This is a genomic window from Mesorhizobium sp. B2-1-1 (genome assembly GCF_006442975.2).
GTDB lineage: Bacteria > Pseudomonadota > Alphaproteobacteria > Rhizobiales > Rhizobiaceae > Mesorhizobium.
In genome coordinates this window covers 5,349,637-5,376,420 of record NZ_CP083954.1, presented here as the reverse complement: position 1 = coordinate 5,376,420, position 26,784 = coordinate 5,349,637, and the positions used below count along the sequence as shown (strand labels likewise).

The window sequence follows — 26,784 nt, the reverse complement described above, 5'->3', positions numbered from 1 at the left end:
CGCTCTGATATTTGGCGCGAGGACACCGAGATGACTGAACGACCGGAGAGATATCGAAATGCGATTGTCCCTCATATCTACGTCGACGGGGCGTCGGATGGGATCGCGTTCTACGAGCGGGCATTCGGAGCGATGGAATTGTTCCGAATTGCCCACCCAGGCGGCAAAATCATGCACGCCGAGATTTTGATCTGCGGAGCCGTGATCATGATCGGGGATCCGGACGAGAGACTATACGGCGAGCCGCGGACACTTGGTCGCTGCACAGCTGGCCTTCACATCTTCACTGATGATAACGCGACCTTGCTGCGGCGCGCGGTCAAGGCTGGCGCGGAAGAGATCCAGCCACCCACGAATATGTTCTATGGCGCCAGTTCCGCCACCGTGCGCGATCCCTTCGGCCACGTCTGGGTGCTCCTGTCGTGGAGGGGGGACCTCGATCCGGCAGAGATGGAACGGCGCGGGAATGCGCTCCTGGCCTAAAGAAGAAAACGCTGGCGACATGCTAAATGCGGCTGTTCGCTGTGCGGCTCGTTAGTGAGAACCGGCTCGAAAACCTCCGCGAGGCAGTGAGCTTCGCCCGAGCGGCGTCGCAGCATTCTCCACAGGACGTGAGAGGTGTGGGGCATCGAGATTGCTCCCGGATCTCTGAACCCGCAGCGTCAATCATTCAGATGCTTCGCGTCAGGGCATCGGCCTTTGCCGCTTTCCATTCCGCCGGCTCCGCCCTGCGCCATTCGGTTTCCCCTGCGGCGTGCCGAGCAGCACGCAAACGGCGATTTCATGAAGCGGTTGCGCGGCGCCTTGGACGACGTAGTCCAGGCTGGAGCGATCGGAGATCAGGGTCGGCAGGCGCAAGGTGCCGATCAATCCTTCCGCCTCGAAGCGGGAGCGTAGAAGTTCGTAGAGTCCGGCATTGCAGGTAAACGGGCCGGTGATGAACACCTTCTCGGGGAAAAGCAGCCTGCAGGCGTTACCCAGCGCGCGCGCCATAAGATCGACGGCGACCCGGATTTCGGGAATATCCGTCAGCTCCATCGTCTCGATTTGGCTGGAGAGGAGTTCCTCCTCCCCTGAAGCCCACGGATATATCTCCCGTATGACCGGCAACAGGGCTGACAGCGAAGCTGCTGTTTCGAGACAGCCCCGGTTGCCGCATCCGCAGGGGCGATCCTTGAGCACGTTGAAACGCCAATGGCCGATTTCGCCGAAGGGGCCGCCCTGGCGCATCGGCGCATCGTCGCTGCCGCGATAGGCCAGGCCGATGCCCCAACCCCAATGAAGAATGAAGGCGCCTTCCAGTCGTTCCATGCCCGGCACGGCGTATCGGGCGCTCAATTCGACATCCAGTTGGCGAAACAGGAACACGCGCGGCGTGATGCCATCGAGCGCCTTGCCGACGTCGAAATCGCGAACGTTCGGCCATCGCGAGGTCAATATCCACGTCCGGGTCTTCACGTCCACGATGCCGGAAACGGCAACGGACGTTCCGACATGACGCATGCCAGACGGGCAGCTGCCGAGCAGACCGGCGACAAGGTCACGCATCGTCGCGGTCATGCGGGCCGAATCGGCGTCGGACGGAACATGGGCGGTTTGCCGGGCGAGGACACTTCCGCGGAAATCGACAAGGACGCCAACCAGTTCCTGGCTGGAAACAAGAAGGACGGTCGCGCCCGCGCAACCGGGGTTCAAAACGATTTGCGCCGGTGGGCGGCCACGGCCGCTCACCTGGCCGACGCTTTGCTCGATGATGCCCCTGCCGACGAGGTCGGCGATGGCGCGCGAGATCGCCATCGAGGTCATGTCCAACTCGGCGGCAAGTGCGGCGCGGGATTTGCCGCCGCCTTCGTGCAGGCTGGCGATGACGCGTGCGCAGTCGCGTTGGCGGGCGTCCTCGAAATCCGCGGTGTAGAGCGTCAACATGCCCGGATTCTTTTCCTTTCGCATTTTTGGATAACATTATTCAAAAATGGCTTGCAAGCGGTATCAAGCCGTGTACTCTCCGCGTAAGGAATCTTGGCGATCGGCCGCAACATGATTACTCCCGGTCTGGTCGACATGCAGGTCAATGGCTTCGCCGGCGTCGATTTCAACTCGGGGACCCTGACGGCGGCGGAACTCGACGAAGCGCTGGAGGCCCTCCTGGCGTGCGGCGTGACAGCGTGCCTGCCGACGATCATCACGGCAAGGCCGGACGAATTGTCGGCGCGGTTCAGCGCTCTCGACAAGGCTGTCTCCGAAAGCCGCCTCGGTCCCCTCATGTGCCCCGGCTATCATCTGGAAGGTCCGTTCCTCAATCCCGCCCCGGGTTATTCCGGATGCCATCCCGCCTCGGCGATGACCGCTGCGGATCCTGCGCTCATTGAGCGTCTGCAGTCGCTGCTCAAGCGCCCGATCCTTTTGACGACGCTGGCTCCCGAAGTGGAAGGTGGCATTGCTTTCATACGGGCCATGAACCGGCACAACATTCTTGTTTCGATCGGCCACTCGGCTTGCGGTTTTGAGCTCGTGGCGCAGGCCGCGGCGGCTGGCGCTGTCCTTTCCACCCATCTCGGCAACGGGCTGCCGCAAACCTTGCCGAAACTCGACAATACCCTGTTTGCCCAACTGGCCGAAGACCGTCTCGCCGCGACATTCATCGCCGACGGGATTCACGTTCCGCCAGGCGCGTTGAAATCGCTGGTCCGGGCAAAAGGGCTGGACCGGTCGGTCCTGGTTACCGATGCCGTTTCGGCGGCCGGTGCGCCGCACGGATCTTACGAATTTGCCGGAATGCGGGTCGAGAGCCGCGCCGATGGCTCGGTCCGCGTTCCTGGCGGCGTCGGGCTCGCCGGGTCGGCGCTGCGACTGGACGACGCCGTGCGCAACCTGGTGCGCTGGGGCATCGCCGGTTTCGCACAGGCTGTCGATATGGCCTCGGCAAATGTGATGGCGCTGCTGCAGCCGGCGCTGGACGCGCATGGCCTTCGCGTGCCCGCCAGCGAGATCGAGTGGGCGCCCGACATGACCATCACCCATGCGCGCGTCGGAGAAGAAGAACGCGAATACGACCGGCAAACGACAAAATGGGAAGGAAGACAACCATGACTGCTCGTGAACTCAAGGTGAATCGCCGCACCATCCTTGGCGGCATTGGCGGTACATTCCTCGCCGACACGACGCGGGCCTGGGCGCAATCACCCAAATTGGCGGCATCGCCGGTCGTCATTTCGGTGATGGACGTGGGCGGCGCGCTGGCGCTTTCGCAGCCGGCCTTCGAAAACTACGCCAAGAAATATCCCGAGCGCACCGAACGGATCGTCTTCACCAAGGCGCCGGTGACCGAGCTTGCCGGAAAGCTGCGCGCGCAGCAAGAAGCCAACCGCGTCGATATCGACATGGTGCTGACCGGCTCCGACGGTCTGGCGGCAGGCCTAGCCAACGGCACATGGATCAAGATTCTGCCTGATTTCAACGACAAGTTTCCCAAAATCGAGGACAATTACGAACCGGCCGCACTGGCCCTGCACAAGAAGCAGGGCGCGGGATATGGCGTTGTCGTCAACTACTATCCTTCCGGCCCGCTGATCGAATACGCCCCTGAGCGGGTGAAGGAGGTTCCCGGCTCGGTCGAGGAGCTGCTAGCCTGGGCCAAGGCCCATCCGGGCCGCTTCATGTATGCGCGGCCCACCAATTCCGGCCCCGGCCGTACATTCATGATGGGTCTCCCCTACCTGCTCGGCGACAAGGATCCGCAGGATCCCGTCGACGGCTGGGAGAAGACCTGGGCCTATCTGGCAGAGATCGGCCAGTATATCGACTATTATCCCGCGGGCACCGGCGTCACCATGAAGGAATTCGGGGAAGGTAGCCGCGACATCATCATTTCGACCACGGGATGGGACATCAATCCGCGCGCCCTCGGCATCGTGCCGGAATCGGCAAGGATCGGCACGCTCAAGGGCTTCCATTGGGTTTCGGACGCCTTTTTCATGTGCGTTCCGAAAGGCATTTCCGACGACAAGCTCGCCGTGGTGCTTGATCTGATGGCATTTTTGCTTACGCGCGAAGCGCAGGCTTATTCCTACGATGAGGGCTATCTCTACCCCGGCCCGGCGGTGAAGAACGTGCCTGTCTCCATGGCGCCGCAGCACAGCCAGGACATCGTCAAACGTTTCGGCAGGGACGAGTATGCCAGCCTCATCGCCGACAACCCGATCGAACTGCCGCTGCCGCCGGAAAAGATGATCGCCGCCTTCCGAAAGTGGGACGAATTGGTCGGCGCAAAGAAATCCTGATGCTTCGCCAAAGGCCGGCCGCGTCGAGGGGCTGGCGCTAGGATAGTGCAGCATGCCAGGCACCGGCCTGACGCGGCCTGTCCGCGACGGGACCTTCAGCGCAGCGGGGCGTCATTTGTGTTGCATTCGATACTAATAGACTAATATATCATTCGTCTGGGAGAGCCGGGATGAAAGTGCGGAGATGCCGCTCTTTCAAGGAGATAAATGAGGAGGACGACGATGTTCACGATTTCACGCCGCCAGGCGCTTGGCGGATTGGCTGGGTTTGCAGCGCTGCCCTTTGGCAGGTCATTCGCCGACGAGCTTGCTCTGCCCACTTCGCCGGTGGCGCTCAACATCATTGATGTCGCGGGCAATCTGCAGCTTACCCAGGCGGCAATCGAGAAATTCGGCAAGGAAAATCCGGGGCTCGTCTCCAAGATCACGTTCTCGCGCGCGCCGTCCCCCGAACTGCCGGCCAAGCTCGCCGCGCAGCAGGCGGCCAACCGGGTCGACATCGACCTGGTGCTGACGGGTCCGGGTGCCATGTCGGACGGCATCACCCAGGGCCTGTGGATCGACGTGTGGACGAAATACCCCACTGTGCTGCCCAAGGCTGAGGACGTCTATCTCGACAGCGCCTTGATGATGCAGAAGAACTTCGGCCAGAACGAAGGCGTCGCCGTCGTCTATTCGCCATCGGGCCCACTCTTCGAATATGCGCCGGACAGGGTCAAGACCATCCCCAGGAACACCGACGAACTGCTGGCGTGGGTGAAGGCCAATCCCGGCAAATTCTGCTATGCGCGGCCGGTCAATTCGGGACCGGGCTGGACCTTCCTGATGGCCATGCCCTACATCCTCGGCGACAAGAATCCTTCCGATCCCATCAATGGCTGGGAGAAGACCTGGGCCTATCTGAAGGCGCTGGATGAAGGCATCGATTACTATCCCTCCGGCACCACGGTGACGATGAAGGAGCTGGCCGAGGGCACCCGCGACATGATCGTTTCCACCTTCGGCTGGGACATCAACCCGCGTGTGTTGGGCATCGTGCCGAAGGAGATCGAGACGTTTGCGCTCGAAGGCACGCATTGGGTGCCCGATACGCAGTTCATGTGCATTCCCAAGGGCGTCGCGGAGGAAAAGGTCGCGGTTCTGGTCAAGCTCATGGCCTTCATGCTCGAACCCGCGCAGCAGGCCTATACCTACGACAAGGGCTATTTCTATCCCGGTCCGGCGGTCAAGGGGGTACCACTCAGCGCCGCGCCGCAGGAAAGCCAGGACGCCATCGCAGAGTTCGGCCGCCCACAATATGAAGAGCTGATCAGGAAGTTCCCGGTCGAAGCGCCGTTAAAGCCGGAAGCACTGGTCGCCGCCTTCGAGAAATGGGACCGCGAGGTCGGTGCCAACAAGATGAAATAGCGGACCAATGCGATTTGCCGTGATCGGCATCGATCATCGTCACGTCTATGACCTGATCGGTGGGCTTCTGGATGCCGGCGCCGAGTGCGCCGGCTACGATCCCGCGACGACCGATCCCAAGGTTGCCGCCGGCATCGCCGAGCGTTTTCCACGGATCGCGCCGGTCGAACGACGGCGCCTGATCGAGGATCCCGCCATCGACCTCGTCGTTACCGCGGCTGTCCCCTCCGACCGGGCCGCCATTGCCGTCGAGGCCATGTGGCATGGCAAGGACGTGCTTGCGGACAAGCCCGGCCTGACCACGTTCGAGCAGCTTGCCGCCGTGCGGCAGACCGTGCGTGAGACGGGACGCATCTTTTCGATCTGCTTTTCGGAGCGCCTCCTGACCCGAGCCTCGACGCTGGCGACGCAACTGGCGATGGACGGCGCCATCGGCGAGGTCATCCATGTGACGGGCCTGGGGCCGCACCGGCTCAACCGTGCGCTACGCCCGGCGTGGTTTTTCGATCCCGTGAATTACGGCGGCATCCTGGTCGATATCGCCTCGCACCAAATTGATCAGTTCCTGTTCTATACTGGCTGCGCCGACGCGAATGTCGTTTCAAGTGCGGTCGGCCATTTTGGCGCTCCTGACATTCCGGCATTCCAGGATTTCGGCGACATCCTCCTGCGGGGAGACAAAGCGAGCGGCTATATCCGCGTCGACTGGTTCACCGCCGACGGGCTGCCGACCTGGGGGGATGGACGGCTCGTCCTGCTCGGCACCAAGGGCACGATCGAGCTTAGGAAATATGTCGACATAGCCGGCAAACCTGGCACGGACCACGTATTTCTCGTCGATGGCCAAGGCACGCGCCATTTCGATGCGTCGGGTGAAAAGATATCCTATTTCGAGCGCCTGCTTGCCGATGTGCGCGAGCGTACCGAAACGGCGATGACGCAGGAGCATGTCTTCACGGTCTGCCGGCTGGCGCTCGAGGCGCAGGCGGCGGCGGTCGTCGTGACGGGGCAGGAAAGGAACGCGCGATGAGCAGGCTACGTGTCGCCATGATCGGCTTGGGTCCGGCGGCGTTGCCGCATGCGAAGAGCCTCGTCGATCTTGCGGGCAGGATCGAGGTGAAATGGGCGGCCAGCCGCAGCCAGGCGACGGCAGAAGCCTTTGCCGACCAGTTTTCCTTTCCCGTGACGACCGATATTGCGGCCGCGATTGCCGATCCCGAGGTTCAGGCGGTAATGGTGCTGACGCCGGCCAACGCGCATCTGGCGGTGGCCGAGCTGGCCCTTGCCGCCGGCAAGCACGTGCTCGTCGAAAAGCCGCTCGAAACGACGCTGGCGCGCGCCGAGAAGCTGGTCACGCTGGCCCGCGGGGCCGGCCTGCGCCTCGGCGTCGTCCTGCAGCACCGTTTCCGGCCGGCCAGCCTGCGGCTGCGCCAACTGCTGGCTTCCGGCGCCATCGGCACGGTGGAGGCGGCCAGTCTTCGGGTTCCGTGGTGGCGGCCGCAGGCCTACTACGACACCGGCGGCCGCGGCAGCTTCGCGCGGGACGGGGGCGGCGTGCTGTTGTCGCAGGCCATCCACGCCATCGACCTTTTCCGCTCTCTGCTGGGAGAGGTAGAGGTGTTGGCTTCGCAGGTGCGGACGACCGGCCTGCACCGGATGGAGGCTGAGGATTATGTCACCGCCCTGATGCGGCTCGGCAACGGCTCACCGGCCTCGCTGCTCGCCACGACGGCGGCCTATCCGGGCTCGCCTGAAACCATGGAGATTGTCGGCTCGCTCGGCACGGCCACGCTGACCGGCGGGGCGCTGAGCGTCGACTGGCTCGACGGGCGCGAAGAGCGCGTCGAGGCGGAGGGGAAGACAGGCAGCGGCGCAGCCATCATGGACTTCCCCCACGACGCGCATCGTGCGCTGATTGACGATTTCGCCGATGCGATTTCGCAAGACCGCGATCCGGTCGTGACGGGTGAGGAGGCGCTCCAGACACAGCGCCTGATCGCAGCCCTCATCCGTGCGGATCCGGCCAGCAACCAACCCGTATAAGAGCGCTTCCTTCGAACCTCGAACGCTCCAGGATTCCTGGAGAGTGGCTTTCCGCCGCCATCATGCGGCGGAAAGAAAAGCCTGTTTCAGGCGGAGGCGGGCTGCTGCTTTGCCCGCGCTACAATCTGCGTCGGATTGACGAAGCGCAATGCGATCAGCAGCCAGACCAGCGTCGTTATCATATACACCACCGCCATCGCGTCGATCGACTGCACCGCGCGAACGCCCGAGGCGAAGACCGAATAGTACAGCGCCACGACGAGCGTCTGGCTGGTCGGCCCGGCTGTCAGGAAGGTCAGTTCGAACATGCCGATGGTACGCACCAGCACCAGCAGCAGCGCCGCCAAGATGCCCGGCATCAGCATCGGCAGCAGAACATGGAGAAAGAGCTGGAACGTGTTGGCGCCGAAGACACGCGCGGCCGCCTCGATCTTGGGATCGATCTGCTCGATGAAGGGGATCATCACCAGGATGACGAAAGGAACCGTCGGCACGAGATTGGCCAGCACCACGCCCCAGAAGGTGCCACCGACCCCCGATTGGTAGAGCACGGTAGCCAGCGGAATGCCGAAGGTGATCGGCGGGACCAGAAGCGGCAGCAGGAACAGAAGCATGACCAGCTTCTTGCCGGGAAAATCGCGCCGCGCCAGCGCATAGGCCGCCGTCACGCCGAGCAGGCCTGAAAGCGCGACCACGGTGAAGGCGATCTGGAAGGTTACGATCAGGATATCGTGGAGCTGGAATTCCGCCCAGGCGGCGAAATACCAGCGGGTGGTGAAGCCGGCAGGAATCCATGTGCCCAGCCAGCGCGTGCCGAAGGACGACAGGATGACCGTGGCAATCATCGCCGCGAGGTTGAGTACGAAGAAACCCACCACCACCCAGATGGCGGTGATCCAGAGCTTGGCGGCGATGGTTGTGTCGCGGATCATGTCAGCCCTTTCCGCCTGCGGTGCTGCCGCGATAGAACAGGTTGCGCAGCATCAGGATGGCGACGACGATGACCAACTGCACACCGGCCATGATCATCGCGATTGCCGAGGCCATCGAGTAGTCATATTGCTCGAAGGCGGCCTGGTAGGCCGCAATCGAGATCACGCGGGTCGGCCCGGCCGGCGCACCGAGCAGAACCGCCGACGGAAAGACGGCGAAGGCCTGTACGAACGAAAGCAGGAAGGCGATGGCCAGGCCGGGGATCAGCAGCGGCAGGAACACATAGCGGAACCGCTGCCAGGAGCGCGCGCCGTGGGTCGCCGCTGCCTGTTCCAGTGCCGGATCGATGCCTGTCACATAGGAAAGCGTCAACAGGAACGTGAACGGGAAACCGGTGATGATCAGCGACGCGAAAACACCCCAGTAATTGTTGGTGAGTTTCACGGGACTGCTGATGACGCCGAACAACATCAGCGTGCGGCTGAACCAGCCCTGCGGTCCCAGATAGTTGAGCAGGCCTTCCGCCACCAGCACCGTGCCGAGCGTTACCGGCAGCACGAGGATGGTGGTCAGCATACGCTGGTGCGTCATCAGGCGAACGCGAAAGGCGATGGGCAGCGCCAGCGCCAGGCTGATAACGGTGACCGGCACCGCCAGCCACAGCGTTGTGGCAATGGTGTTGTAAAGGAACGGGTCGGAGAAGAAACGCTGGTAGTTGGCGAGGAGCCCCCCTTCCTTCGGCTGGAAGGACAGGAGCAGGCCGTAGACAAAGGGATAGACGAAGATCGCCAGCGTAAACAAGGCGGCCGGAAGCACCAGAAGGGTGACGCCGTCGATCCCGTGCAAGGCCAGCCGCTGGCGCAGAGAAGGAGAGGGCGTATGATCGAGCGTCGACATCGCCGTCCTCAGGCCGCGTAGATCAGGGCATGGGCAGAATCGATCGAGAGCGAAACCGTGTTCCCGACCGACGCGGCCTGGCTGGCATGGAAAATCAGCTCGAGGCCGCCCTCGGTGCGTGCCGTGCCGACGAATTCCCGGCCGCGATACTCGATGGTTTCGACCTTCGCATCGAGCGTCCCAATGCCCTTGTCGCTCACGGTGACATCGTCCGGCCTGGCGGCGATCACGGCTTGCGCGCCAACCGCGAGATCGTCGCGCACTCTGCCCGAAAGGCTGACGCCGCCGACCTCGACCGTGGCAATGTCGCCGTCGCGCCGGGTGACCTTGCCGGTTAGCCGGTTGCGGTAGCCCATGAATTCGGCGACGTCGAGATGGTCCGGGCTCTCATAGAGGTCCCGCGGAGCGCCGACCTGCCGGATTCGGCCATCGCGCAGCACGACTATGCGGTCGGCAAGCGACAAGGCCTCATCCTGGTCATGCGTCACATAAAGGGTGGTGGCCCCGAGCTGGTTGTGGATGCGCCGGATTTCCGCACGCATCTCGATGCGCAACTTCGCGTCGAGGTTGGAGAGCGGCTCGTCCATCAGCACCAGCGGCGGCTCGATGACGATGGCGCGGGCGATGGCGACCCGCTGCTGCTGACCGCCTGACAGTTGACCCGGCAGCTTGTGGCCCTGCGTTTCCAGCCGCACCAGCCCCAGCGCCTCGTCGACGCGCTGCGTGATCTCGGCCTTGGGCGTGCCGCGCATTTTCAGGCCGAAGCCGATATTGGCTTTGACGGTCATATGCGGGAACAGCGCATAGTTCTGGAAGACCATGCCGAAGCCGCGGTCTTCCGGCTTAAGCTGGTCGATGCGCTTGTCGTCGAGATAGATGCTGCCGCCCGTGGTGGAAAGCAGTCCGGCGATGCAGTTCAGTGCGGTCGACTTGCCGCAGCCCGAAGGTCCGAGCAGGGCGATGAATTCCCCCTTGCGCACGGTCAGCGAAACGTCACTCAGCGCGCTCATACTGCCGAATTTTCGACTCATATGATCGAGGCGGAGTTCGTCGAATTTCGACGAGGCGAGCAGCATCCGTTCGTAGCCCCATTGTTGTAGGCGAACCGGGCGGCATGCCCGGTTCCTATTATGCGCTGAAACTCAAAAGTTTGTCATTTCGCGGCGGCGGCGACCTGTTCGTCCCAGGTTCGGAATGCCGTTACCATCGAAGCGGGCTCCAGCGGCAGTTCGATCGGGTTGTTGGCGATCAGGTCGGCATATTCGGTGCGGCCGAATTCGGCGATCGCATTCTGGCTTTCCTGCGGCGCCATGTCGAGGGTGACATCCTTGGCCGCCGGGCCCGGATAGAAATAGCCCTCGTCATAGGTATAGGCCTGCTGTTTAGGCGTCAGCAGGAATGCCATCAGATCCTTGAGCACGGCGAGTTTTTCGTCGCTGACCCCTTTCGGCACGCACATGTAATGGGCGTCGGCGACCCAATGGAAGCCTTTCAGCGCCCCAACCTTGGCTTCCTTCGGCACGACGCCGAGAACGCGCGGGTTGATGTCCCAGCCAGTCGTCGACACCGTCATGTCGCGCGTGCCTTCGCCGAGTTCCTTCATCAGCGCACCGGTGCCGGTCGGATAATATTCGATGTATTTGTGCAGTTCCTTAAGATAGGCCCAGGTCTTGTCCCAGCCCTTGACCGGATCCTTCGGATCGCTGTCGCCGAGCAGATAGGGAAGACCCATCAGGAAGGTGCGGCCGGGGCCGGAATTGGCCGGGCGCGCATAGAGGAACCGGTTCGGGTTCTCCTTGGCCCACGCCAGAAGCTCCTCCGCCGTGGTCGGCACCGTCTTGACCTTGTCGGGCATGTATTCGAGCAGCGGCCCGGACGGGTAGTAGGTGACGACGACGCCGTGGTCCTTGGCCAGCGTCTGCATCCGCGCTGCCGGCTCCTGATAGATATCGGCCAGCTTCGGCAAGGCGCCCGAATCGTCAGGAAGCAGCTTGACCCACAGGTCCATCTCGAGGCCTGCCGACAGCGCATCCGTTCCGGTAAGCACGAGGTCGATATCGACGCGGTTCGCCGCCTGCTGCGCCTTGATCTTGCCGGGAAGCTCGGGGGCGGGCGCCTTGGTGAAGACGATGTTCGAGATCAGTTCCGGCTTGGCCGTCTTGTAATTCTCGATCGCCTTCTGGGTTAGCGCCAGATTGCCGGCGACATCGACGATATTGATGGTGACGGGCGCGGTCGGCAGCTTGGCGGTCTGGGCAAACGCGCGCGCAACCGGAAGCGCCGCCATGCCGGCTAATCCGCCGACCGCCTGTCGCCGAGTGATCTTGATCATCTTCATCTCCTCCGCTGGTCCTGTCTTGTCCGGCAGGATTTCAATTTTGATATATTAATCTACCAGTCATCAAAAACAACCGCTTTCTGCTCCGTGCATGAACCGCTGCGCCAATCATGCCACGGTGGCTGCGGCGCCGTCGTTCAAAAGATCGGTCAATACGGTTCCCAGGCTTGCGAAATGGGCTCGGCCGGGAGATCGGTGCCGAGGACCTGCTTCAGCCGCAGGAAGACGGCGGCCAGTTGGGCAGCCAAGCCGATCTTTGCGGTCCGCGCGCCCGATCCCGGCCGGCAGGTCACCCAGGTCCGATTGGAAAGCCGCTGCGCCATGGTCAGAGCCTATAGGCTTTCTTGGCCAGGCGGTAGGCGAGATCGTGCGCCACTTCCTGCGCCTCGTCCTCGTCGAGCCGGTGGTCAGCCACCAATTCCGCGAGAAAATTGCAGTCGACGCGGCGCGCCATGTCGTGCCGCGCGGGGATCGAACAGAAGGCACGGGTGTCGTCGTTGAAGCCCACCGTGTTATAGAAGCCGGCTGTCTCCGTGGTAAGCTTGCGAAACCGGTACATGCCTTCGGGGCTGTCGAAAAACCACCAGGGCGGGCCGAGGCGCAGCGCCGGATAATGCCCGGCAAGCGGCCCAAGCTCGCGCCCATAGGCCGTCTCGTCCAGTGTGAACAGGATCAATGTCAGGCGCGTGTCGTTGCCGAACGCGTCGAGGAGCGGCTTGAGGTCGTGGACATAATCGGTGCCGGTGGGAATGTCTGCGCCCTTGTCGAAGCCGAACTCGGCGAAAATCTGCGGGTTGTGGTTGCGGAAAGAGCCGGGATGGATTTGCATGACCAGGCCGTCCTCGACGCTCATGCGCGCCATTTCGGTCAGCATTTGTGCGCGGAACAGGTCCGCATCCTCGGGCGAGACATCGGCCTTCAACACCCGGTCGAACAGAGCCGTTGCTTCCGCCTTCGACAGGTCGGCGGTGCGGGCATTCGGATGGCCGTGGTCGGTGGACGTCGCGCCGCGCTGCTTGAAATATGCACGGCGGATTCGGTGCGCCTCAAGATAGCCGGGATAGCTGGCCGGCGTTCCGGCCAACGCCAGGAACCGCTCCACCTCGGCATGGAAACCCTTGCGCGAAGGGTCGACGACGGCGTCTGGCCGGTAGGCTGGCACAACCCGGGCGTCCCATCCGGAAGCCTTGATCGCATCATGCGCGGCAAGCGCATCGGTGGCGGCGTCCGTCGTTGAGATGGCTTCGATGTTGAAACGCTTGTAGAGCGCGCGCGGGCGCATCTCCGGCCGCTCGAGCTGTTCGGCGATGCGGTCATAAAGAAGGTCGGCATTCTTCGCGCCGAGCCGCTCTTCGATTCCGAAGACCGTTGCCAGCGAATGCTCGAACCACAGCCGTGTCGGCGTGCCGCGGAAAAGGGCGTAGTTCTCGGCGAAGCGGCGCCAGATCTTGCGGGGATCGGTTTCGATCGGGCCCCCATCCAGTCGTGGGACGCCGAAATCTTCCATGCGCATTCCCTGGGAATAGAACATGCGCAAAATGTAGTGGTCGGGCTTGACGAACAGCGTGGCCGGATCCGGGAATGGCAGGTCATACGCATACCAATCCGGCTCGGTATGGCCATGCGGGGAGATGATCGGCAAGGCACGCACGCCTTCATAGAGGCGCCTGGCGATGGAACGGACGGTAGGGTCAGGCGAAAAAAGCCTGTCGGGATGGAGCGGCATTGCAAAATCCTTGCGGTCGAGCCGCGAAAGCGGCGTTCGGAAGGGAGGGGCGATTGAATGCGCGCGATCATAATTTGGGATGAAGCGGCGTTCCGATATTGGCGAACAGTAAGGAATAATATATTAATATGCAACTGATTGAAGATCGGGGATCGAGAAATGACATCAGCAAAGGCGCATGCGGGCATTGCGGGCTCCGACCGCGACGCCGCCCCCGTTCGAACGAAGATGCGTCGGCCGGGCATCGTGCGTACGACGGCTGCGTCCGCAGTATACCGCGAACTGCACGAGGCGATCGTATCCATGCAGCTTAAGCCCGGCAACGCCTTGAATGAAAAGGTGCTGACCGAGCGTTTCGGTGTCAGCCGCACGCCGGTGCGCGAGGCGTTGATTCGTCTGGTCGAAGACGGGCTGGTCAATATCTATCCTCAGTCGGGAACCTTCGTCGCGCCGATACCGATCTCGCTCATTCCCGAAGCCGTCGTCATCCGTAAGGCGCTGGAAGGCGCCACGGTCGAAAAGGCCGCGCAATGCGCAAACGGCAACGATGTGGGAAAGCTCGACGACATATTGGCGCGGCAGCGGTTCCTTGCCGAACGACAGGACATGAACGGCTTTCACGAGGCCGACGAGGCCTTTCACGAGGCGATTGCCCGAATAGCCAGCTATTCCGGCATCTGGAACTATCTGAAGCCGGTCAAGGTGCAGATCGACCGGGCGCGACGCATGACGCTGCCCGCGCTCGGCCGCATGGACCATGTGATTGGCGAGCATACGGTCATCCGCAACGCTATAGGGGCGCATGACGTGAAGGCTGCCTGCGAGGCCATGCGAATCCACCTGGGCGCTGTCATTCCCGATGTCGAGCAACTGCGCGACGCCTACCCCGACTGGTTTATTTGAGCCGACCAGCCCTGAAATAGTTGGAGAAATGACGAATGCGCGAGGCATGGAGATGGTTTGGGCCGGACGCGGGGGTTCCGCTCGATGCGGTGCGTCAGGCCGGCGCCACCGATATCGTATCGGCGTTGCACGAAGTCCCGATCGGGCGTGCCTGGACGAAGGCGGAGGTGGCGACGCGCAAGGCGACGATCGAGGATACGCCGTCCGACCGCTCGCCGCTTGTCTGGTCGGTCGTTGAAAGCATACCGGTCCCCGACGCTGTCAAGCGTCACGGGGGCGAGGCGAAAGTCGAGATCGAGGCCTGGATCGCCAGCATGGAAGCGGTTGCGGCCAACGGCATCCATATCATCTGTTTCAATTTCATGCCCCTGGTGGACTGGACCCGCACCGATCTCGATTACGAACTGCCAAGCGGCGCGACCGCGATGCGTTTCGACCAGGACCGGTTCGCAGCCTTCGACCTGCACATCCTGCAGCGCAGGGGAGCCGAAGCCGATTATTCGAACGAGGACCGCGAGCGGGCGAAAGCTGTTTTCGAGGCGATGAGCGAAGAGGAGGCCGCGACCCTCGTCGCCAACATCGCCAGTGCGCTGCCGGGCTCGACCACGGAGCCGTTGACGGTCCCGCAATTTCGCGACCGGCTGGAGCGTTATGCGGGCATCGATGCCGCCCGGCTGCGCCACCATCTCACCGAATTCCTGGCGGCGATCGCGCCCGCCGCAGAGAGCAGCGGCGTCCGGCTTGCGCTGCATCCGGACGATCCGCCCCGCTCGCTCTTTGGTCTGCCGCGGGTGGCCTCGACCGCCGCCGACTACAACGCGCTCTTCGAGGCAGTTCCGTCGCCGGCCGTCGGCATGTGCTTTTGCACCGGAAGCCTTGGCGTGCGCGCCGACAACGATCTTCCGGCGATGGCGAAGCACTTCGCGTCGCGCATCCCCTTCGCACATTTGCGGGCGACCAAGCGCGAAGGCGATGGCCGCACCTTCCATGAAGCGGCGCATCTGGACGGCGACGTGGACATGGTTGCGGTACTGCGCGAATTGTTGGCCGAAGACGGCAAACGGGAACCGCACGACACCATCGTCTTCCGCTCCGACCACGGCCACCGCATGCTGGATGATCTCACAAAAACGGTGAATCCGGGCTATCCGGCGATAGGTCGCCTGCGCGGTCTGGCGGAACTGCGCGGCGTGATCCACGCGCTCCAGTCGAAGGGTTGACGGCGCGGCAATGCCTACCGTGATCGGCGCGGCTTCGGTCCGCCTGCGCCGATCCTGACCTATGTCTGACGTCGATCGGCATTAGGTCGGTTTCCGCCTGTGGAGGAGTGCCTCGGGGGACAGCCCGACTATCCGACCTGTTCTAGGCCAATCAATCCTTGACACGACTTCGTGCAAGCGCTTTCATGCAAGCGCTTGCATGGGGACGCGCATGCCTGACCGAAGGCGGAACAATTCATCTTCAACACCGACGCTGAGCGAGGTGGCGGACGCCGCCAACGTCTCTTCGGCTACCGTTTCGCGTGCTTTCAGCCGGCCGGAACTTCTCAGTCGCGAGACGGTCGCGCGGGTTCACTCGGTCGCCGCGCGGCTCGGCTATGTCCCCAATCATGCCGCGCGCGCACTAAGCACCGGCCGGATGGGCAACATCGCGCTAATCGTGCCCGATATCACCAACCCGTTCTTCGCGGCGATGATGCGTGGGGGGCAGGCGACGGCCCGCGAATGTGGCTATGCGACGTTTATCGGCGATTCTGACGAGACGCCGGAAGTGGAAGACATTCTCCTGACCAAGCTGTCAGCGCAGGTAGAAGGTTTCATCATCGCCTCTTCGCGCCTGCACACGAAACAGATCCTTGAACATGCGCGGAGGCGGCCTTGCGTCCTCGTCAACCGCGACATTCCCGGCATGGTACGGCTTCTGGTCGATAGCGGGCCAAGCTATGGGCAGGCGCTGGAGCATCTGGTTTCGCTGGGCCATAGATCGATCGCCTATGTTGCCGGGCCGGCATTCTCCTGGTCGAACAGCCAGCGCTACGGCACCGTGACCAGGAGGGCCGCCGAGCTTGGGGTTGAGATCGTACGGGTTCCGACCTCGCGGCCAAGCTTCGAGGCCGGCCAGGCCTGCGTCGATGAACTCGTCCTGACGGGCGCGACCGCCGTACTCGCATTCGACGATGTCATGGCGCAAGGCATCATGGCCGGGCTTGCCGCGCGCGGCCTGTCGGTGCCGGGCGACTACAGCGTGATCGGCTGCGACGGCATACTGGCGCCGACCCTTTTCCCGCCCCTGACGTCCATCGCAACCCATTGCGCGGAGGCCGGCAGGCAGGCGGTCGAGCTTCTCGTCGCTATGCTGCAAGGCAAGCCGCTCGCGCACAAGCGCATCAATCTCGTCACCGAATTCGTCATCAGGGCGACAACCCAGGCCCCGTGCTCGCAGCGAGAAACGGCGGGGCTCGATCGACTTACAACCACGGAGTGATCATGCGAATTTACGTGAAACCGGACAAAAAGCTGCTGGGCGCCGCTGCCGCTGAACTGGGGGCGCAGTCGATCCGCGCCGCGATCGAGGCGCGCGGGGCGGCCAATATCGTCGTCGCCACCGGAGCCAGCCAGTTCGAGGTACTTGCCGCGCTGGTGAAGCGGGATGACATCGACTGGTCGCGCGTCACCGGCTTTCACCTCGATGAATATGTCGCCATGCCGGATACGCATCCGGCCAGTTTTCGGCGCTATCTCAAGGAGCGCTTCACCGCGTTGCTGCCGTCGCTCGGGGCCTTTCATTTCATCGACGGGGACGTGCCGGATCCAGGTGCCGAGGTGGCGCGCATCAATGCGTTGATTGAGCGTCACCCCATCGATGTGACATTCGCGGGCATTGGCGAGAACGGCCACCTCGCCTTCAACGATCCGCCCGCGGACTTCGAGACGACCGCACCGTTCCACCTGGTAACGCTGGACGACCGCTGCCGCCGCCAGCAGTTCGGCGAAGGCTGGTTTCCGACGCTGGAAGACGTTCCGCACAGGGCGATCTCCATGACCGTCAACCAGATCATGAAAAGCGGTCTGATCGTGCTGGCGGTGCCGGACCGCCGCAAGGCCGAGGCGGTGCGCGATACGGTCGAAGCGCCGATCTCGCCGATGGTGCCGGCCGGTATCTTGCGCAGGCATGCCGACTGCCACCTGTTTCTCGATCCGCAATCGGCTGCTCTGCTTCGCGAAGTGCCGGACACCGTGGGCGAATAACCGTCCACGCAACCTAGAAAGGGAGGAGACACCAATGACAACCCGACGCAATGCCCTTCTAACGATCCTGGGTGCTGGCGTTGCCGCGGCGGCAAGGCCGGTTTTCGTGCTTGCCAAGGAGTTCCCGAAGCCGAAGGAACCGCTGGTCATCAATGTGGTCGACGTTGCCGGCGACCTGCAACTCAGCCAGCGGGCGCTTGAAAAGTTCGCCGAGACCCATCCGGAACTGATTTCGAAGTTCGTTTACACGCAGGCGCCCGCGCCCGAACTTGCCGCCAAGCTCAAGGCCCAGCAGGCGGCAGGCCGGTTGGACATCGATTTCGTGCTCACCGGTAACGACGCCCTTGCCGCGGGCATCGACCAGGGATTGTGGACCCAGATCCTGCCCGACTACGCCGATATGTTCCCCAAGCTCGACGAGCGCTACCTACCGGGCGCCTATGCCATGCAGCAGATGGCGAAGGGCCAAGCCTTCGTCGATAGCTGGTATCCGTCAGGCCCGCTCCTGGAATATGCGCCGGATCGGGTCAAGGACCTTCCTGGGACCGCTGAAGAGTTGCTTGCCTGGTGCAAGGCGCATCCGGGAAAGTTCATGTATGCGCGCCCGGCGAATTCCGGCCCCGGCCGAACCTTCGTCATGGGCCTTCCCTACCTGCTCGGCGACAAGGATCCGCTGGATCCTATCGACGGCTGGGAGAAGACCTGGGCCTATCTCAAGGAACTGAACGACTGCATCGACTATTATCCCTCCGGCACGACCGTCACCATGAAGGAACTGGGTGACGGCACGCGCGACATCATCGCCACGACCACCGGATGGGACATCAATCCGCGCTATCTCGGCATCGTTCCCGAAGACTACAAGATTGCGACCCTGAAGGGCTTCCACTGGGTCAGCGACGCCAACTATGTGGCTATCCCAAAGGGCGTTTCCGACGAAAAGCTCGGCGTTCTCCTGCAACTGATCGCCTTCATCCTTGAGCCCGAGCAGCAGGCATTCATGTACGATCACGGCTACATGTACCCCGGCCCGTCGATCAGGGACGTGCCCATAGAGATGGCGCCGCAGGACAGCCAGGACACGATCAAGCGTTTCGGCCGGCCCGAATATGCCGCGATGATCGCCGACAACCCGATCGAACCGCCGCTCGACGCCAAACCGCTGGTTGCCATGTTCGAGAAGTGGGACAAGGAGATCGGCGGGGCCAAAAACGCCAAATAGGGTATCTCCGCGCACGGCCATTCGACAGCGGTTTGTCCCCGCTGCCATGATAGCTAAGCCGCCTTGACGATCCCTGGTGGTCCGGGGAACCCGCCGGTCCGACCGAGATCGCGGTCGACTGGCCAAGGCCTTGGCCGGTCAAGGAATGGATGACTCGTCTGGCTATATGGCGGCCGCGGTGCCATCCATCCTGATGCGAATGCGGCATCCGTTGCGTACGGTGCCACATTCGACGCTCGCCCGCCTGCGCCGCCGAGGATGCCTCCAATTGCGCTTGGTGCCGCCATTGGCCGGCACCTTGGAAATCGTCGAGGACGAGGGAAGCTTTCATCTGTCCCGAACGTTTATGAGGGTGTTTACCACCTCTCAGGGGCTGGTCCCGACCCGGTCGGGTTCGTAGTCACCGCCCGCGGTACACCAGCCTAAAGCTGTAGGCCGAGGAAAAGATGCCCGCTCAAGCTTTCATCAACCGGATTGCGGCAGCCGTTCCGGAGAATGGCGTTCACCGCTTCTTTCTTCAATTTGCCGGTTCCCAGTTGACGGCAAATCCCCGTCGCCGGGCGATCTTTGATCGCATGGCGGACAGATGCGGAATAGAGCATCGTTATTCGTGCTTTGCGCCCGCCGATGATCCTGAAGGCCCAAGTGTCGATTTGGAGGGTGTTTTCAAACGCGGCGCGTTTCCAGGCACGGCAAAGCGCATGGAGATGTTCGCGGCCACAGCGCCCGCTCTGGCTGAACAGGCCGTGGAGAAGCTCCTTCATGGTCAGGACAGGAGCCGTATCACACATTTGATCGTCACCACCTGCACGGGGTTTTCCGCCCCCGGCCTGGATCTGGAAATAATTGCCCGGTGCAACCTGCCGACCTCCATCGAGCGCACAATCCTCGGCTTCATGGGTTGCTATGCAGCGATCAACGCACTCAAGCAGGCACGACACATCATCCGGTCGGAACCCGAGGCCCGGGTTCTGGTGGTCAGCATCGAACTCTGTACGCTTCACCTCAAGGAGACCTCCGACCTTGAAAAGCTGCTCTCGTTCTGCCTGTGGGGCGATGGCTGCTCGGCTGCGTCGGTAAGCGCCAGTCCTTTTGGCATAGGACTGGATAGTTTTCACGCGCTCGTCGATGGCGGCAGCCGCGACCTCATGACCTGGAACATACATGACGACGGTTTCGACATGGTGTTGTCGGGAGAGGTTCCCGCCGCAATCCACCATGCACTCGGCACAGACATAGGCAGCATTCTGGGAAACAGGAGCGTTTCAGACGTCGACCTTTGGGCCGTCCACCCGGGCGGCCGCTCCGTTCTCGACGCAGTGGAGCGCGCGCTGAATCTCCGTTCCGACGCGTTGTCGACCTCCCGCGAGGTCCTTCGTGAAAACGGAAACATGTCCTCTGCTACCGTCATGTTCGTACTCGAGCGAATGCTGCGCGAGGCCACAAAGGAAGACCGTGTGGGTTGTGCCATGGCATTCGGACCTGGCCTGACGACCGAGACGATGATGTTCCACACAGCCGGCGATACCTGAATGGCCAATGATCTCGACCATCGTCGGATCGAGCGGGAACTGCTCGACAATTTGCCTCCCGACGATCCAAGGGCCGTCGGTTCGCGGCGTGATCTCGCCTGGATAAACGCACTGATGTTTCAGAGCGCGATCATGGCCAGCCTGTTGAAGGCAAGCGTGCGCAAAAGCCCGACCAGATTTTTGGAAATTGGTTCCGGCGATGGAGCATTCATGCTTTCCGTCGCAAAGCGCCTCGCCCGGCGCTGGACAGATGTCGACCTGGTCATGCTTGACCAGTTCAACCTCATTTCAGACAGGCGGTTCGCTGATTTCTACGCACTTGGTTGGCGGGTCGAAACCATCATCGATGATGTCTTCGAATGGATCCAAAGCCCCCGAGCCGGCGCCTTCGATGTGGTATCGGCCAACTTGTTTCTGCACCATTTTCCGGACGCAGCCCTGAAACGCCTGTTTTTGGCGCTTCGCCCTCTGGCGCCAGTGTTTCTCGCCACCGAGCCGAGCCGAAACGCCATTGCCTTAAGAGCCTGCTCGCTTCTGCATATCATTGGCGCGAACGAGGTGACTTTGCACGATGCGCCGGCAAGCGTCCGCGCCGGTTTTGCGGGTCATGAGCTTTCCAGCCTATGGCCCCCGGATTTCAGGCGCCAGTGTGCAGAACGCAGAATTGGACCGTTTACCCATGCCTTCCTTGCCGTCGACCGCGCTTCGGAAGGTTTGCCATGATGTACGACGCCATCGTCATAGGCGCCGGGCCAAGTGGTTCTTCGGTGGCCCTGGCTTTGAGCGGCCAGGGGCGCGCCGTTGCTATCGTCGAGCGAAGTGAATTCCCGCGCCGCAAAGTTTGCGGGGAATTCATGTCCGCGGTCAATCTGGATCTATTGGATAGATTGGGCGGAGGCGCCGCGGTTCGCGCCAAAGCCGGTCCGGAGGTCAAGCGGGTTGCACTTTTTGCATCGGGTCCCGGCACGGATGCGGGCATGCCGCGGGCCGCGGGAGATGCATTTGGACGCGCGCTCGGGCGCGACGTTCTGGATGGCATGCTTTTGGATGCGGCTCGCGATGCCGGAGCCGACGTGTTCCAGCCTTGGCGGGCGGCGGAGATCACCACCGATGGTGACAACGCTATGGTTCGGATCGAAAGCAAGCACGATCAGGGAGTTCTCGTTGCGCCGGTCGTTATTGCCGCGCATGGCTCGTGGGAACAAGGAAGGCTTCCGACGAACCTGCCGAAAACCAACGCGCCGCACGATCTTTTCGGATTCAAGGCTCATTTCACCGGCGCTGAGCTCGACCGCGACCTCATGCCCCTGCTGGCATTTCCGGGCGGCTATGGCGGCATGGTCTGGGCCGACCGGAACAGGATGTCGCTGTCGTGCTGCATACGCCGCGACGCCTTGATCAGGCTACGCAAAAAAGGCAACGCCTCGTCGGCAGCCCAAGCTGTTCATGCGCATATCCTTGCTTCGTGTCCCCGTGTCGCCTCCACGATCGTGAATGCCACGCTCGATGGCGAATGGCTCGCCGCAGGTCCCATACGGCCTGGCATACGCCCATGTTTTGCCAACGACATATTTCGGGTGGGCAACCTCGCCGGTGAGTCCCATCCCATCATCGCTGAAGGCATCTCGATGGCCTTGCAGTCAGGCTGGTTGTTGGCCAATGAACTGGCTAGGTTCGCCCGTTGGGACCGAGCGGCAAGGATTGCTATTGGACGCCGCTATTCGAAGGGCTGGAACAGCCAATTTGCAACCCGCATTCGCGTGGCTGCCTTGTTGGCGCGCCTTGCCTCCCATCCCATGTCCGCTGCCGCGATGAACACGTTCGTCAGCGGTTTCCCGAACAGCCTGACGCTGGGAGCCAGATTGACCGGCAAGACGAAACCGCTGCCGATCGCGTGCGACTGAGAGGCTCAAGACTTTGTGCTCCAAGACGCTATAGCGGTCATGCACTCCGTCTTTCGATAGCCCCAGCCTTGCGATTCGACATGATGTCTCAGGCCCGGTCATCGCCGGGCCTGAGCTGAATTCTGCTGGCGGAACTATTTGTTGCAATTTTGGGACGGCGAGGTGGCAGTGCCGCTGGCGGTATTGGTGTCGACGTCATTGCCCGCAGTGTCCTTGCAACGGTCATTCATGCCGTTTGGTGTTGTCGTGGTCGAGTTCGTCGCATTCGGATCAGTTGTGACGGTCCCCGTGGTGCTGCCGGAGCCGTTGACGCTCGTGCCGCTGTTGTTCATGCCGCCGCCTGCGGTACCGCCGGCATTGCCCGAGCCGCTCGTTTGGGCCAGGGCGGATGTGGCGAGCGCTAAGGACAGGGCGGATGCGACCAAGATCGTTTTCATCATAAGTGCCTCCATTGGTTAAATCGCTTGTTGCGATCACTTTCCCAACGGAGCGCCGTCCTTGTTGTTCCTGTAACGGAAAATCGTGATCGATCTTCATTCTTGTCCGGCTTTGATGCTGAGCGAAGCACATCCAGAACTGTATAAAGGACGACTGCGGTCAGTGGCGACGGGCCACGCTCAGCCTGATCGACGGTTGTGCTTGCTGAGCAGGATCGGCAGGGAAACCGGCCGGAAATTCCACACGTCAACGCCGACATCACGCTGGCGAGTAAGCGGCTTCAGCTTGCCATGCGAATGGCCGTGCAAATTCACCGATCCCTTGCCCATCTGATTCCAGGTCCGAAACGGATAATGGCACAGGACGAGGAGGGTACCGTCCACCACCAGTTCCGCATAGTGCTGGATGCTGGCCCAGCCAGATGCGAGCGTTGCATCGCTTCCGTCATTGTTGCCGATGATCAGGTGCTTGCGCCCATTGAGCTGCGACAGGATGTTTTCGATGCCGGCCTTCGGGCGGGCAAAATCACCCAGATGCCAGATCTCGTCGTCCGAGCCGACGGTCTCGTTCCAGAGGCTCATCAGCGCCGCGTCATGCGTTGCCAGCGAGCCGAACGGCCGCCGATCAATTCGCAGGATGCGTGGATCGTTGAAATGAGTATCGCTCGTGAAGAAGATCATCCTGCGCGCGACTTCCCTCGCTGATCGACCCAGCCCGATACGCCGGACTAACGATCCGGTATTCGGCTGTACGCGCTCGTCAGCTTCCTTCCTTACGGCCGTCACCGGCGGCAGACGCTGAGTGTTCAGGCTCCGCAGCCTCAAGACCTTCGATAATCGGCGTAAGCGAGCCATCTTCCTCCGGAACTGGTTGCCGGCCGTTGGCTGCGTTCGCCTTGTCGAGGGCCTGCTGGATGGCGTCCTCTATGTTGCCGATATCTTCTTCGCGAACCTCGCGCCCGTATCCTGCGGCGTCCGCATCCTGCTCGAATTGCTGGGCCAACACCGCGACGCTGACTTGCGTGTCGGTCGCCAGGTTTCCGACATTCTCCTGCAGCCAGGTTCGAAAGAACTCGATCGTCGCGCTCATATTGCCTCCTGAACCGGACAACTGCTGCTGAGAGCGGTTGTTCCATGTTCCTGGCTACACTTTGCGGACTCTTGTGACGTTGACCTTGGGTACCGGGGATCCGATGAACGCGCCGGTTGAGCATGGCCATTGCCGCTGCCATCGGTGCCGCGGCCCTTGCCGTCGGCAACACACGGTATCCGAACGGAGTAGCCCCAAACTGTCAGCTTACAATTTGCAGTCATAGGTTACAGACTTCCCGTGTTCTATAAAGGGAGGTGGGAAGTACCTGGGCCTAACAATACTCTAGGGCGCGGTTGAAGGTTCGCCTTCGAATCGCGAAATGCCCAGGTGGTTCACAGCTCCCAAAACAATGGGAGGTGTCAGCCAAACAGGATGAAAATCGGGTTTCGGACCCTAGTCCCCTCGGTCCGATCCACCGGTTCAAGGGCAACGTAACACAGCTCAAAGCCGACAGGAAAAATGCAGTCCGGCAAGTCTCGGCCTCACATCGGGAAACCAGAGCCAGGCACCGACTTCCGCGCAGCACGACGTGTCCTCTCCGGCGATTGAGGAAAAATTGCGAGGTGATTGTCGTGTCTGTCGCCTGTCTTGACGCAGTCCCCCCGTTCATGGACAGAAGCGCTCCCGCAACTGCACCGAGCACAGTCGGCAGTGCCTGGCACAACGCCGACCACCTCTCCCTAGCTGGCCAGGGCGCGATATCGCGCGGCTTGGCCAGCTAGCTTCCCGCAAATCTTCTTTCAAAATAGATGGATCATTCCGGATCAAGGTCCGGAGATTGAATCGCAAAGCCCGGCAGGATCCAACTCTGGCTCTCCACCCACGCGCAGTGATTCATGTTGGATATCCACATATGCTCATATGATCGCCGAAATTGCAGCAACGCTTCCAGTTCCGGCTTTCCGCGCTCATAGGCGGATTGCGGATCGCCGAGCGTGAGCTTGCTGGCCGCTCGCGAGCACAGCTTCGCATGCTGCAATCCCAGCTCAAGAAACTTCACCCGCATCGAGGCTTCCGGATCTTGGATTGCGGAGGCTGCCGCCCTGTCAAGCAAGGCTTCCGCCGGCGCGAAACTCTCCTCTGGATAGACAGCGTGCGCCGCCTTCGCCCAGCTTCGCCAACGAGATGCTCCAAGAGCCTCGAACCCCTCCCGCAGCTGGGCGCGAGCGTTCGAAGTATACGCCTGCCAATAATCAAAATAGCTTTTGACGTCGTCGGCCGCAGGTCCGAAGGCTGAATAATATTCCGACAACAATGACTCCACGGCAGTCTCAGGATGTGTCTGCAGGCGCATCAACAAATAGAGATTTGGACCTTGCGTCGCCCAATGGCCTGTCAGCGAGTCAAAATCGGTTCCGACCATCCCGTTTCGCGCCGCGTTCTGAAACTCGTCGGCGAACTGGCCGGCGAATATGTGCGGCATGCAGTAGCCATCCAGGAAATAGTTGGTGCGCATGAACACCTGGGCAGTCGTTGCCGCCCATCCGCGCCACTGGTCTTTTATCCAGTCCTGCTCTTCGCCGCTGCGTGGATAGTACCAGGCCGATGGGCAAAACCCGATCAGGATATTCGGGTTCAACTTGATTCCCGATGTCGGTGCCGCGAAGTAATTCATATAGGCGTATCCCACCACGACCGCGTTAGGGTCGTCTTTCGCGGCTATCCGCTGAATGGCTTGCCATGAACGCGCATAGCGGTCCGATACGAAAGGCTTGCTGGCGATCTTCGACTTCGACGGAATGAACTTTCGATAGTCAGGCGGCTCTGGGCCATCCAGCGCTTTGCATATTTCGCACTCGCACTGCCCCGGGATGTCGTTCTCGACCGCATTGACGAAAGTTGGCTGTCCCGCAGAGGCGCTCCGATGCTCACGCCATTGCGAGACGATCTCTTCTCGCAAGCCCGGATTGGAAATGCACATCGAGAAGCGTGCACCCAGCCTCACCGGGCCCCGTTTGCCTCTGACCAATTGAAACCATTCGGGATGCTCGGTGCCATACCGCTGCCACCAGTCGACGAAAGCGTGACCGTAGTTCGTGGGTACTCTGCGGCCCATTCGGTGGCGACGCAGGAACGTGGCCTGGGCTTTCATATATTCTTTCGCCGCTGCTGCGGTGAAGCCCATTTCGGGATGTTCTTCGCTCGTGAAGCCAGCCCCAGCGCGCACGCGACGCTGCATGAACCGGGGCGTAACGACGTAATCAAGCGCGGGGATCACCAAAGACTGTGCCTTTGGGACAAACGTTCCCAGCTCACCTGGCCATAGCCATCGGACACCGAAATAGTGATCAAGGAGCTCGTACACGCCGAAGAGGGTGCCCGCGGACGTGTTTTGGTCGAGTGCACTGCCGGGATGATCGAGGCCGGCGATGCACAGATGGTTGCCGACGGTTCGGATGATACAGGTTTCACGCGCCAATGCGCCGAATGTGATTCCGGCTGCCCGGGCGAACCGGGTGTCGCCCAGAAAAATATGGGCGGCGTTACGCAGGCCAGCCGGCGAGACATGGTTTTCAGTTGTGATGGCAGGTTGGATGCCGGTCGCTTTTTTTATGTGCCAGCCGAGTTCCGTGGCGGCGTAGTGAACAGAGCCACTCGGCTGATCCGAAGTAACGAGCGTTGCCGCAGGTCTGCCGCGGGCGATAAGCGTTACGCCAGCTGAAGATTGAGTGGCCGCTTTGCCAGGGTTGGTAAAGCCAAGCCAGTGTAACAGGCCCAGAACCGTTCCCTGTGCAAACGTCCTTCGCGATAACGGCCCCATGCCAAAGACCTCACCTATGCGCGCGCATCCAAGAATGTAGACCCATTTTACGAGGACGGG

25 protein-coding genes are annotated in these 26,784 nt (G+C 61.8%); 14 read left to right on the top strand and 11 right to left on the bottom strand.

All coding sequences use genetic code 11. From position 1 onward, the window contains the following. Nucleotides 1-30: 30 nt before the first annotated feature. Nucleotides 31-483, top strand: a complete 453-nt coding sequence (locus FJ972_RS26215) for a VOC family protein (RefSeq protein ID WP_140525298.1) — start codon at nucleotides 31-33, stop codon at nucleotides 481-483. Between the two features lie 201 nt (nucleotides 484-684). On the opposite strand, the gene FJ972_RS26210 is transcribed toward FJ972_RS26215, so the two are convergent. Beyond that, entirely contained in the window at nucleotides 685-1,926 is a 1,242-nt protein-coding gene (locus tag FJ972_RS26210) for an ROK family transcriptional regulator (protein ID WP_181165372.1), read from the bottom strand. A 111-nt stretch (nucleotides 1,927-2,037) separates the two neighbouring features. Here FJ972_RS26210 and FJ972_RS26205 point away from each other — a divergent pair, with 111 nt between their 5' ends. The 5 genes from FJ972_RS26205 to FJ972_RS26185 all read left to right on the top strand — a co-directional run bounded on the left by FJ972_RS26205 (nucleotide 2,038) and on the right by FJ972_RS26185 (nucleotide 7,730). Beyond that, a complete protein-coding gene (locus FJ972_RS26205) occupies nucleotides 2,038-3,090 on the top strand; it encodes an N-acetylglucosamine-6-phosphate deacetylase (RefSeq protein WP_140525300.1) in 1,053 nt (350 codons plus the stop codon). Beyond that, complete coding sequence (locus FJ972_RS26200; RefSeq protein ID WP_140525301.1) at nucleotides 3,087-4,280, top strand: extracellular solute-binding protein; 1,194 nt, start codon at nucleotides 3,087-3,089, stop codon at nucleotides 4,278-4,280. The genes FJ972_RS26205 and FJ972_RS26200 overlap by 4 nt, the downstream gene beginning before the upstream one ends. 222 nt (nucleotides 4,281-4,502) lie before the next feature. Next, on the top strand, nucleotides 4,503-5,687 hold the full coding sequence (locus tag FJ972_RS26195) for an ABC transporter substrate-binding protein (protein WP_140513467.1): 1,185 nt from the start codon (nucleotides 4,503-4,505) through the stop codon (nucleotides 5,685-5,687). 7 nt (nucleotides 5,688-5,694) lie between these two features. Beyond that, complete coding sequence (locus tag FJ972_RS26190; RefSeq protein ID WP_140525302.1) at nucleotides 5,695-6,717, top strand: Gfo/Idh/MocA family protein; 1,023 nt, start codon at nucleotides 5,695-5,697, stop codon at nucleotides 6,715-6,717. Beyond that, nucleotides 6,714-7,730, top strand: a complete 1,017-nt coding sequence (locus FJ972_RS26185) for a Gfo/Idh/MocA family protein (protein ID WP_140525303.1) — start codon at nucleotides 6,714-6,716, stop codon at nucleotides 7,728-7,730. Before FJ972_RS26190 ends, FJ972_RS26185 begins: the two co-directional genes overlap by 4 nt. An 86-nt stretch (nucleotides 7,731-7,816) precedes the next feature. Here FJ972_RS26185 and FJ972_RS26180 read toward each other — a convergent pair whose 3' ends face one another. The 6 genes from FJ972_RS26180 to uxaC form a co-directional block, all read right to left on the bottom strand. Next, entirely contained in the window at nucleotides 7,817-8,662 is an 846-nt protein-coding gene (locus FJ972_RS26180; protein WP_140498468.1) for an ABC transporter permease, read from the bottom strand. Nucleotide 8,663: 1 nt separating this feature from the next. Next, nucleotides 8,664-9,560, bottom strand: a complete 897-nt coding sequence (locus tag FJ972_RS26175) for an ABC transporter permease (RefSeq protein WP_140525304.1) — start codon at nucleotides 9,558-9,560, stop codon at nucleotides 8,664-8,666. A gap of 8 nt (nucleotides 9,561-9,568) precedes the next feature. Then, the gene (locus tag FJ972_RS26170; RefSeq protein WP_140525305.1) at nucleotides 9,569-10,636 is read right to left on the bottom strand and encodes an ABC transporter ATP-binding protein; all 1,068 of its coding nucleotides are present in this window, start codon (nucleotides 10,634-10,636) and stop codon (nucleotides 9,569-9,571) included. A gap of 77 nt (nucleotides 10,637-10,713) precedes the next feature. Then, nucleotides 10,714-11,889, bottom strand: coding sequence for an extracellular solute-binding protein (locus FJ972_RS26165; protein ID WP_140525327.1), 1,176 nt, complete (start codon nucleotides 11,887-11,889; stop codon nucleotides 10,714-10,716). Nucleotides 11,890-12,047: 158 nt separating this feature from the next. Further along, entirely contained in the window at nucleotides 12,048-12,221 is a 174-nt protein-coding gene (locus tag FJ972_RS26160; protein WP_181167349.1) for a hypothetical protein, read from the bottom strand. Nucleotides 12,222-12,223: 2 nt separating this feature from the next. Then, entirely contained in the window at nucleotides 12,224-13,624 is a 1,401-nt protein-coding gene (gene uxaC, locus FJ972_RS26155; protein ID WP_140525306.1) for a glucuronate isomerase, read from the bottom strand. Between the two features lie 228 nt (nucleotides 13,625-13,852). On the opposite strand from uxaC, the gene FJ972_RS26150 reads away from it, so the two are divergent. From FJ972_RS26150 to FJ972_RS26115, 8 genes are all read left to right on the top strand, one after another. Further along, nucleotides 13,853-14,527, top strand: a complete 675-nt coding sequence (locus FJ972_RS26150) for a GntR family transcriptional regulator (protein WP_140525328.1) — start codon at nucleotides 13,853-13,855, stop codon at nucleotides 14,525-14,527. A gap of 35 nt (nucleotides 14,528-14,562) precedes the next feature. Then, entirely contained in the window at nucleotides 14,563-15,747 is a 1,185-nt protein-coding gene (gene uxuA / locus FJ972_RS26145) for a mannonate dehydratase (RefSeq protein WP_140525307.1), read from the top strand. A gap of 211 nt (nucleotides 15,748-15,958) precedes the next feature. Continuing rightward, on the top strand, nucleotides 15,959-17,011 hold the full coding sequence (locus FJ972_RS26140) for a LacI family DNA-binding transcriptional regulator (RefSeq protein WP_224519138.1): 1,053 nt from the start codon (nucleotides 15,959-15,961) through the stop codon (nucleotides 17,009-17,011). A gap of 2 nt (nucleotides 17,012-17,013) precedes the next feature. Continuing rightward, complete coding sequence (locus FJ972_RS26135) at nucleotides 17,014-17,775, top strand: glucosamine-6-phosphate deaminase (RefSeq protein WP_140525309.1); 762 nt, start codon at nucleotides 17,014-17,016, stop codon at nucleotides 17,773-17,775. Nucleotides 17,776-17,809: 34 nt separating this feature from the next. Next, nucleotides 17,810-18,997, top strand: coding sequence for an extracellular solute-binding protein (locus FJ972_RS26130; RefSeq protein WP_140525310.1), 1,188 nt, complete (start codon nucleotides 17,810-17,812; stop codon nucleotides 18,995-18,997). A gap of 446 nt (nucleotides 18,998-19,443) precedes the next feature. Next, on the top strand, nucleotides 19,444-20,529 hold the full coding sequence (locus FJ972_RS26125; protein ID WP_140513489.1) for a type III polyketide synthase: 1,086 nt from the start codon (nucleotides 19,444-19,446) through the stop codon (nucleotides 20,527-20,529). Then, a complete protein-coding gene (locus tag FJ972_RS26120) occupies nucleotides 20,530-21,252 on the top strand; it encodes a class I SAM-dependent methyltransferase (RefSeq protein WP_140525311.1) in 723 nt (240 codons plus the stop codon). Next, on the top strand, nucleotides 21,249-22,433 hold the full coding sequence (locus FJ972_RS26115) for an NAD(P)/FAD-dependent oxidoreductase (protein WP_140525312.1): 1,185 nt from the start codon (nucleotides 21,249-21,251) through the stop codon (nucleotides 22,431-22,433). The genes FJ972_RS26120 and FJ972_RS26115 overlap by 4 nt, the downstream gene beginning before the upstream one ends. A gap of 134 nt (nucleotides 22,434-22,567) precedes the next feature. On the opposite strand, the gene FJ972_RS26110 is transcribed toward FJ972_RS26115, so the two are convergent. From FJ972_RS26110 to FJ972_RS26095, 4 genes are all read right to left on the bottom strand, one after another. Beyond that, a complete protein-coding gene (locus FJ972_RS26110) occupies nucleotides 22,568-22,873 on the bottom strand; it encodes a hypothetical protein (protein ID WP_140498458.1) in 306 nt (101 codons plus the stop codon). 177 nt (nucleotides 22,874-23,050) lie between these two features. Continuing rightward, entirely contained in the window at nucleotides 23,051-23,551 is a 501-nt protein-coding gene (locus FJ972_RS26105) for a metallophosphoesterase family protein (RefSeq protein WP_140498549.1), read from the bottom strand. A gap of 79 nt (nucleotides 23,552-23,630) precedes the next feature. Next, a complete protein-coding gene (locus FJ972_RS26100; RefSeq protein WP_140498457.1) occupies nucleotides 23,631-23,960 on the bottom strand; it encodes a DUF768 domain-containing protein in 330 nt (109 codons plus the stop codon). 757 nt (nucleotides 23,961-24,717) lie between these two features. Further along, nucleotides 24,718-26,724: a DUF4838 domain-containing protein gene (locus FJ972_RS26095; RefSeq protein WP_140525313.1), complete on the bottom strand. Its 2,007-nt coding sequence runs from the start codon at nucleotides 26,722-26,724 to the stop codon at nucleotides 24,718-24,720. Nucleotides 26,725-26,784 lie beyond the last annotated feature (60 nt).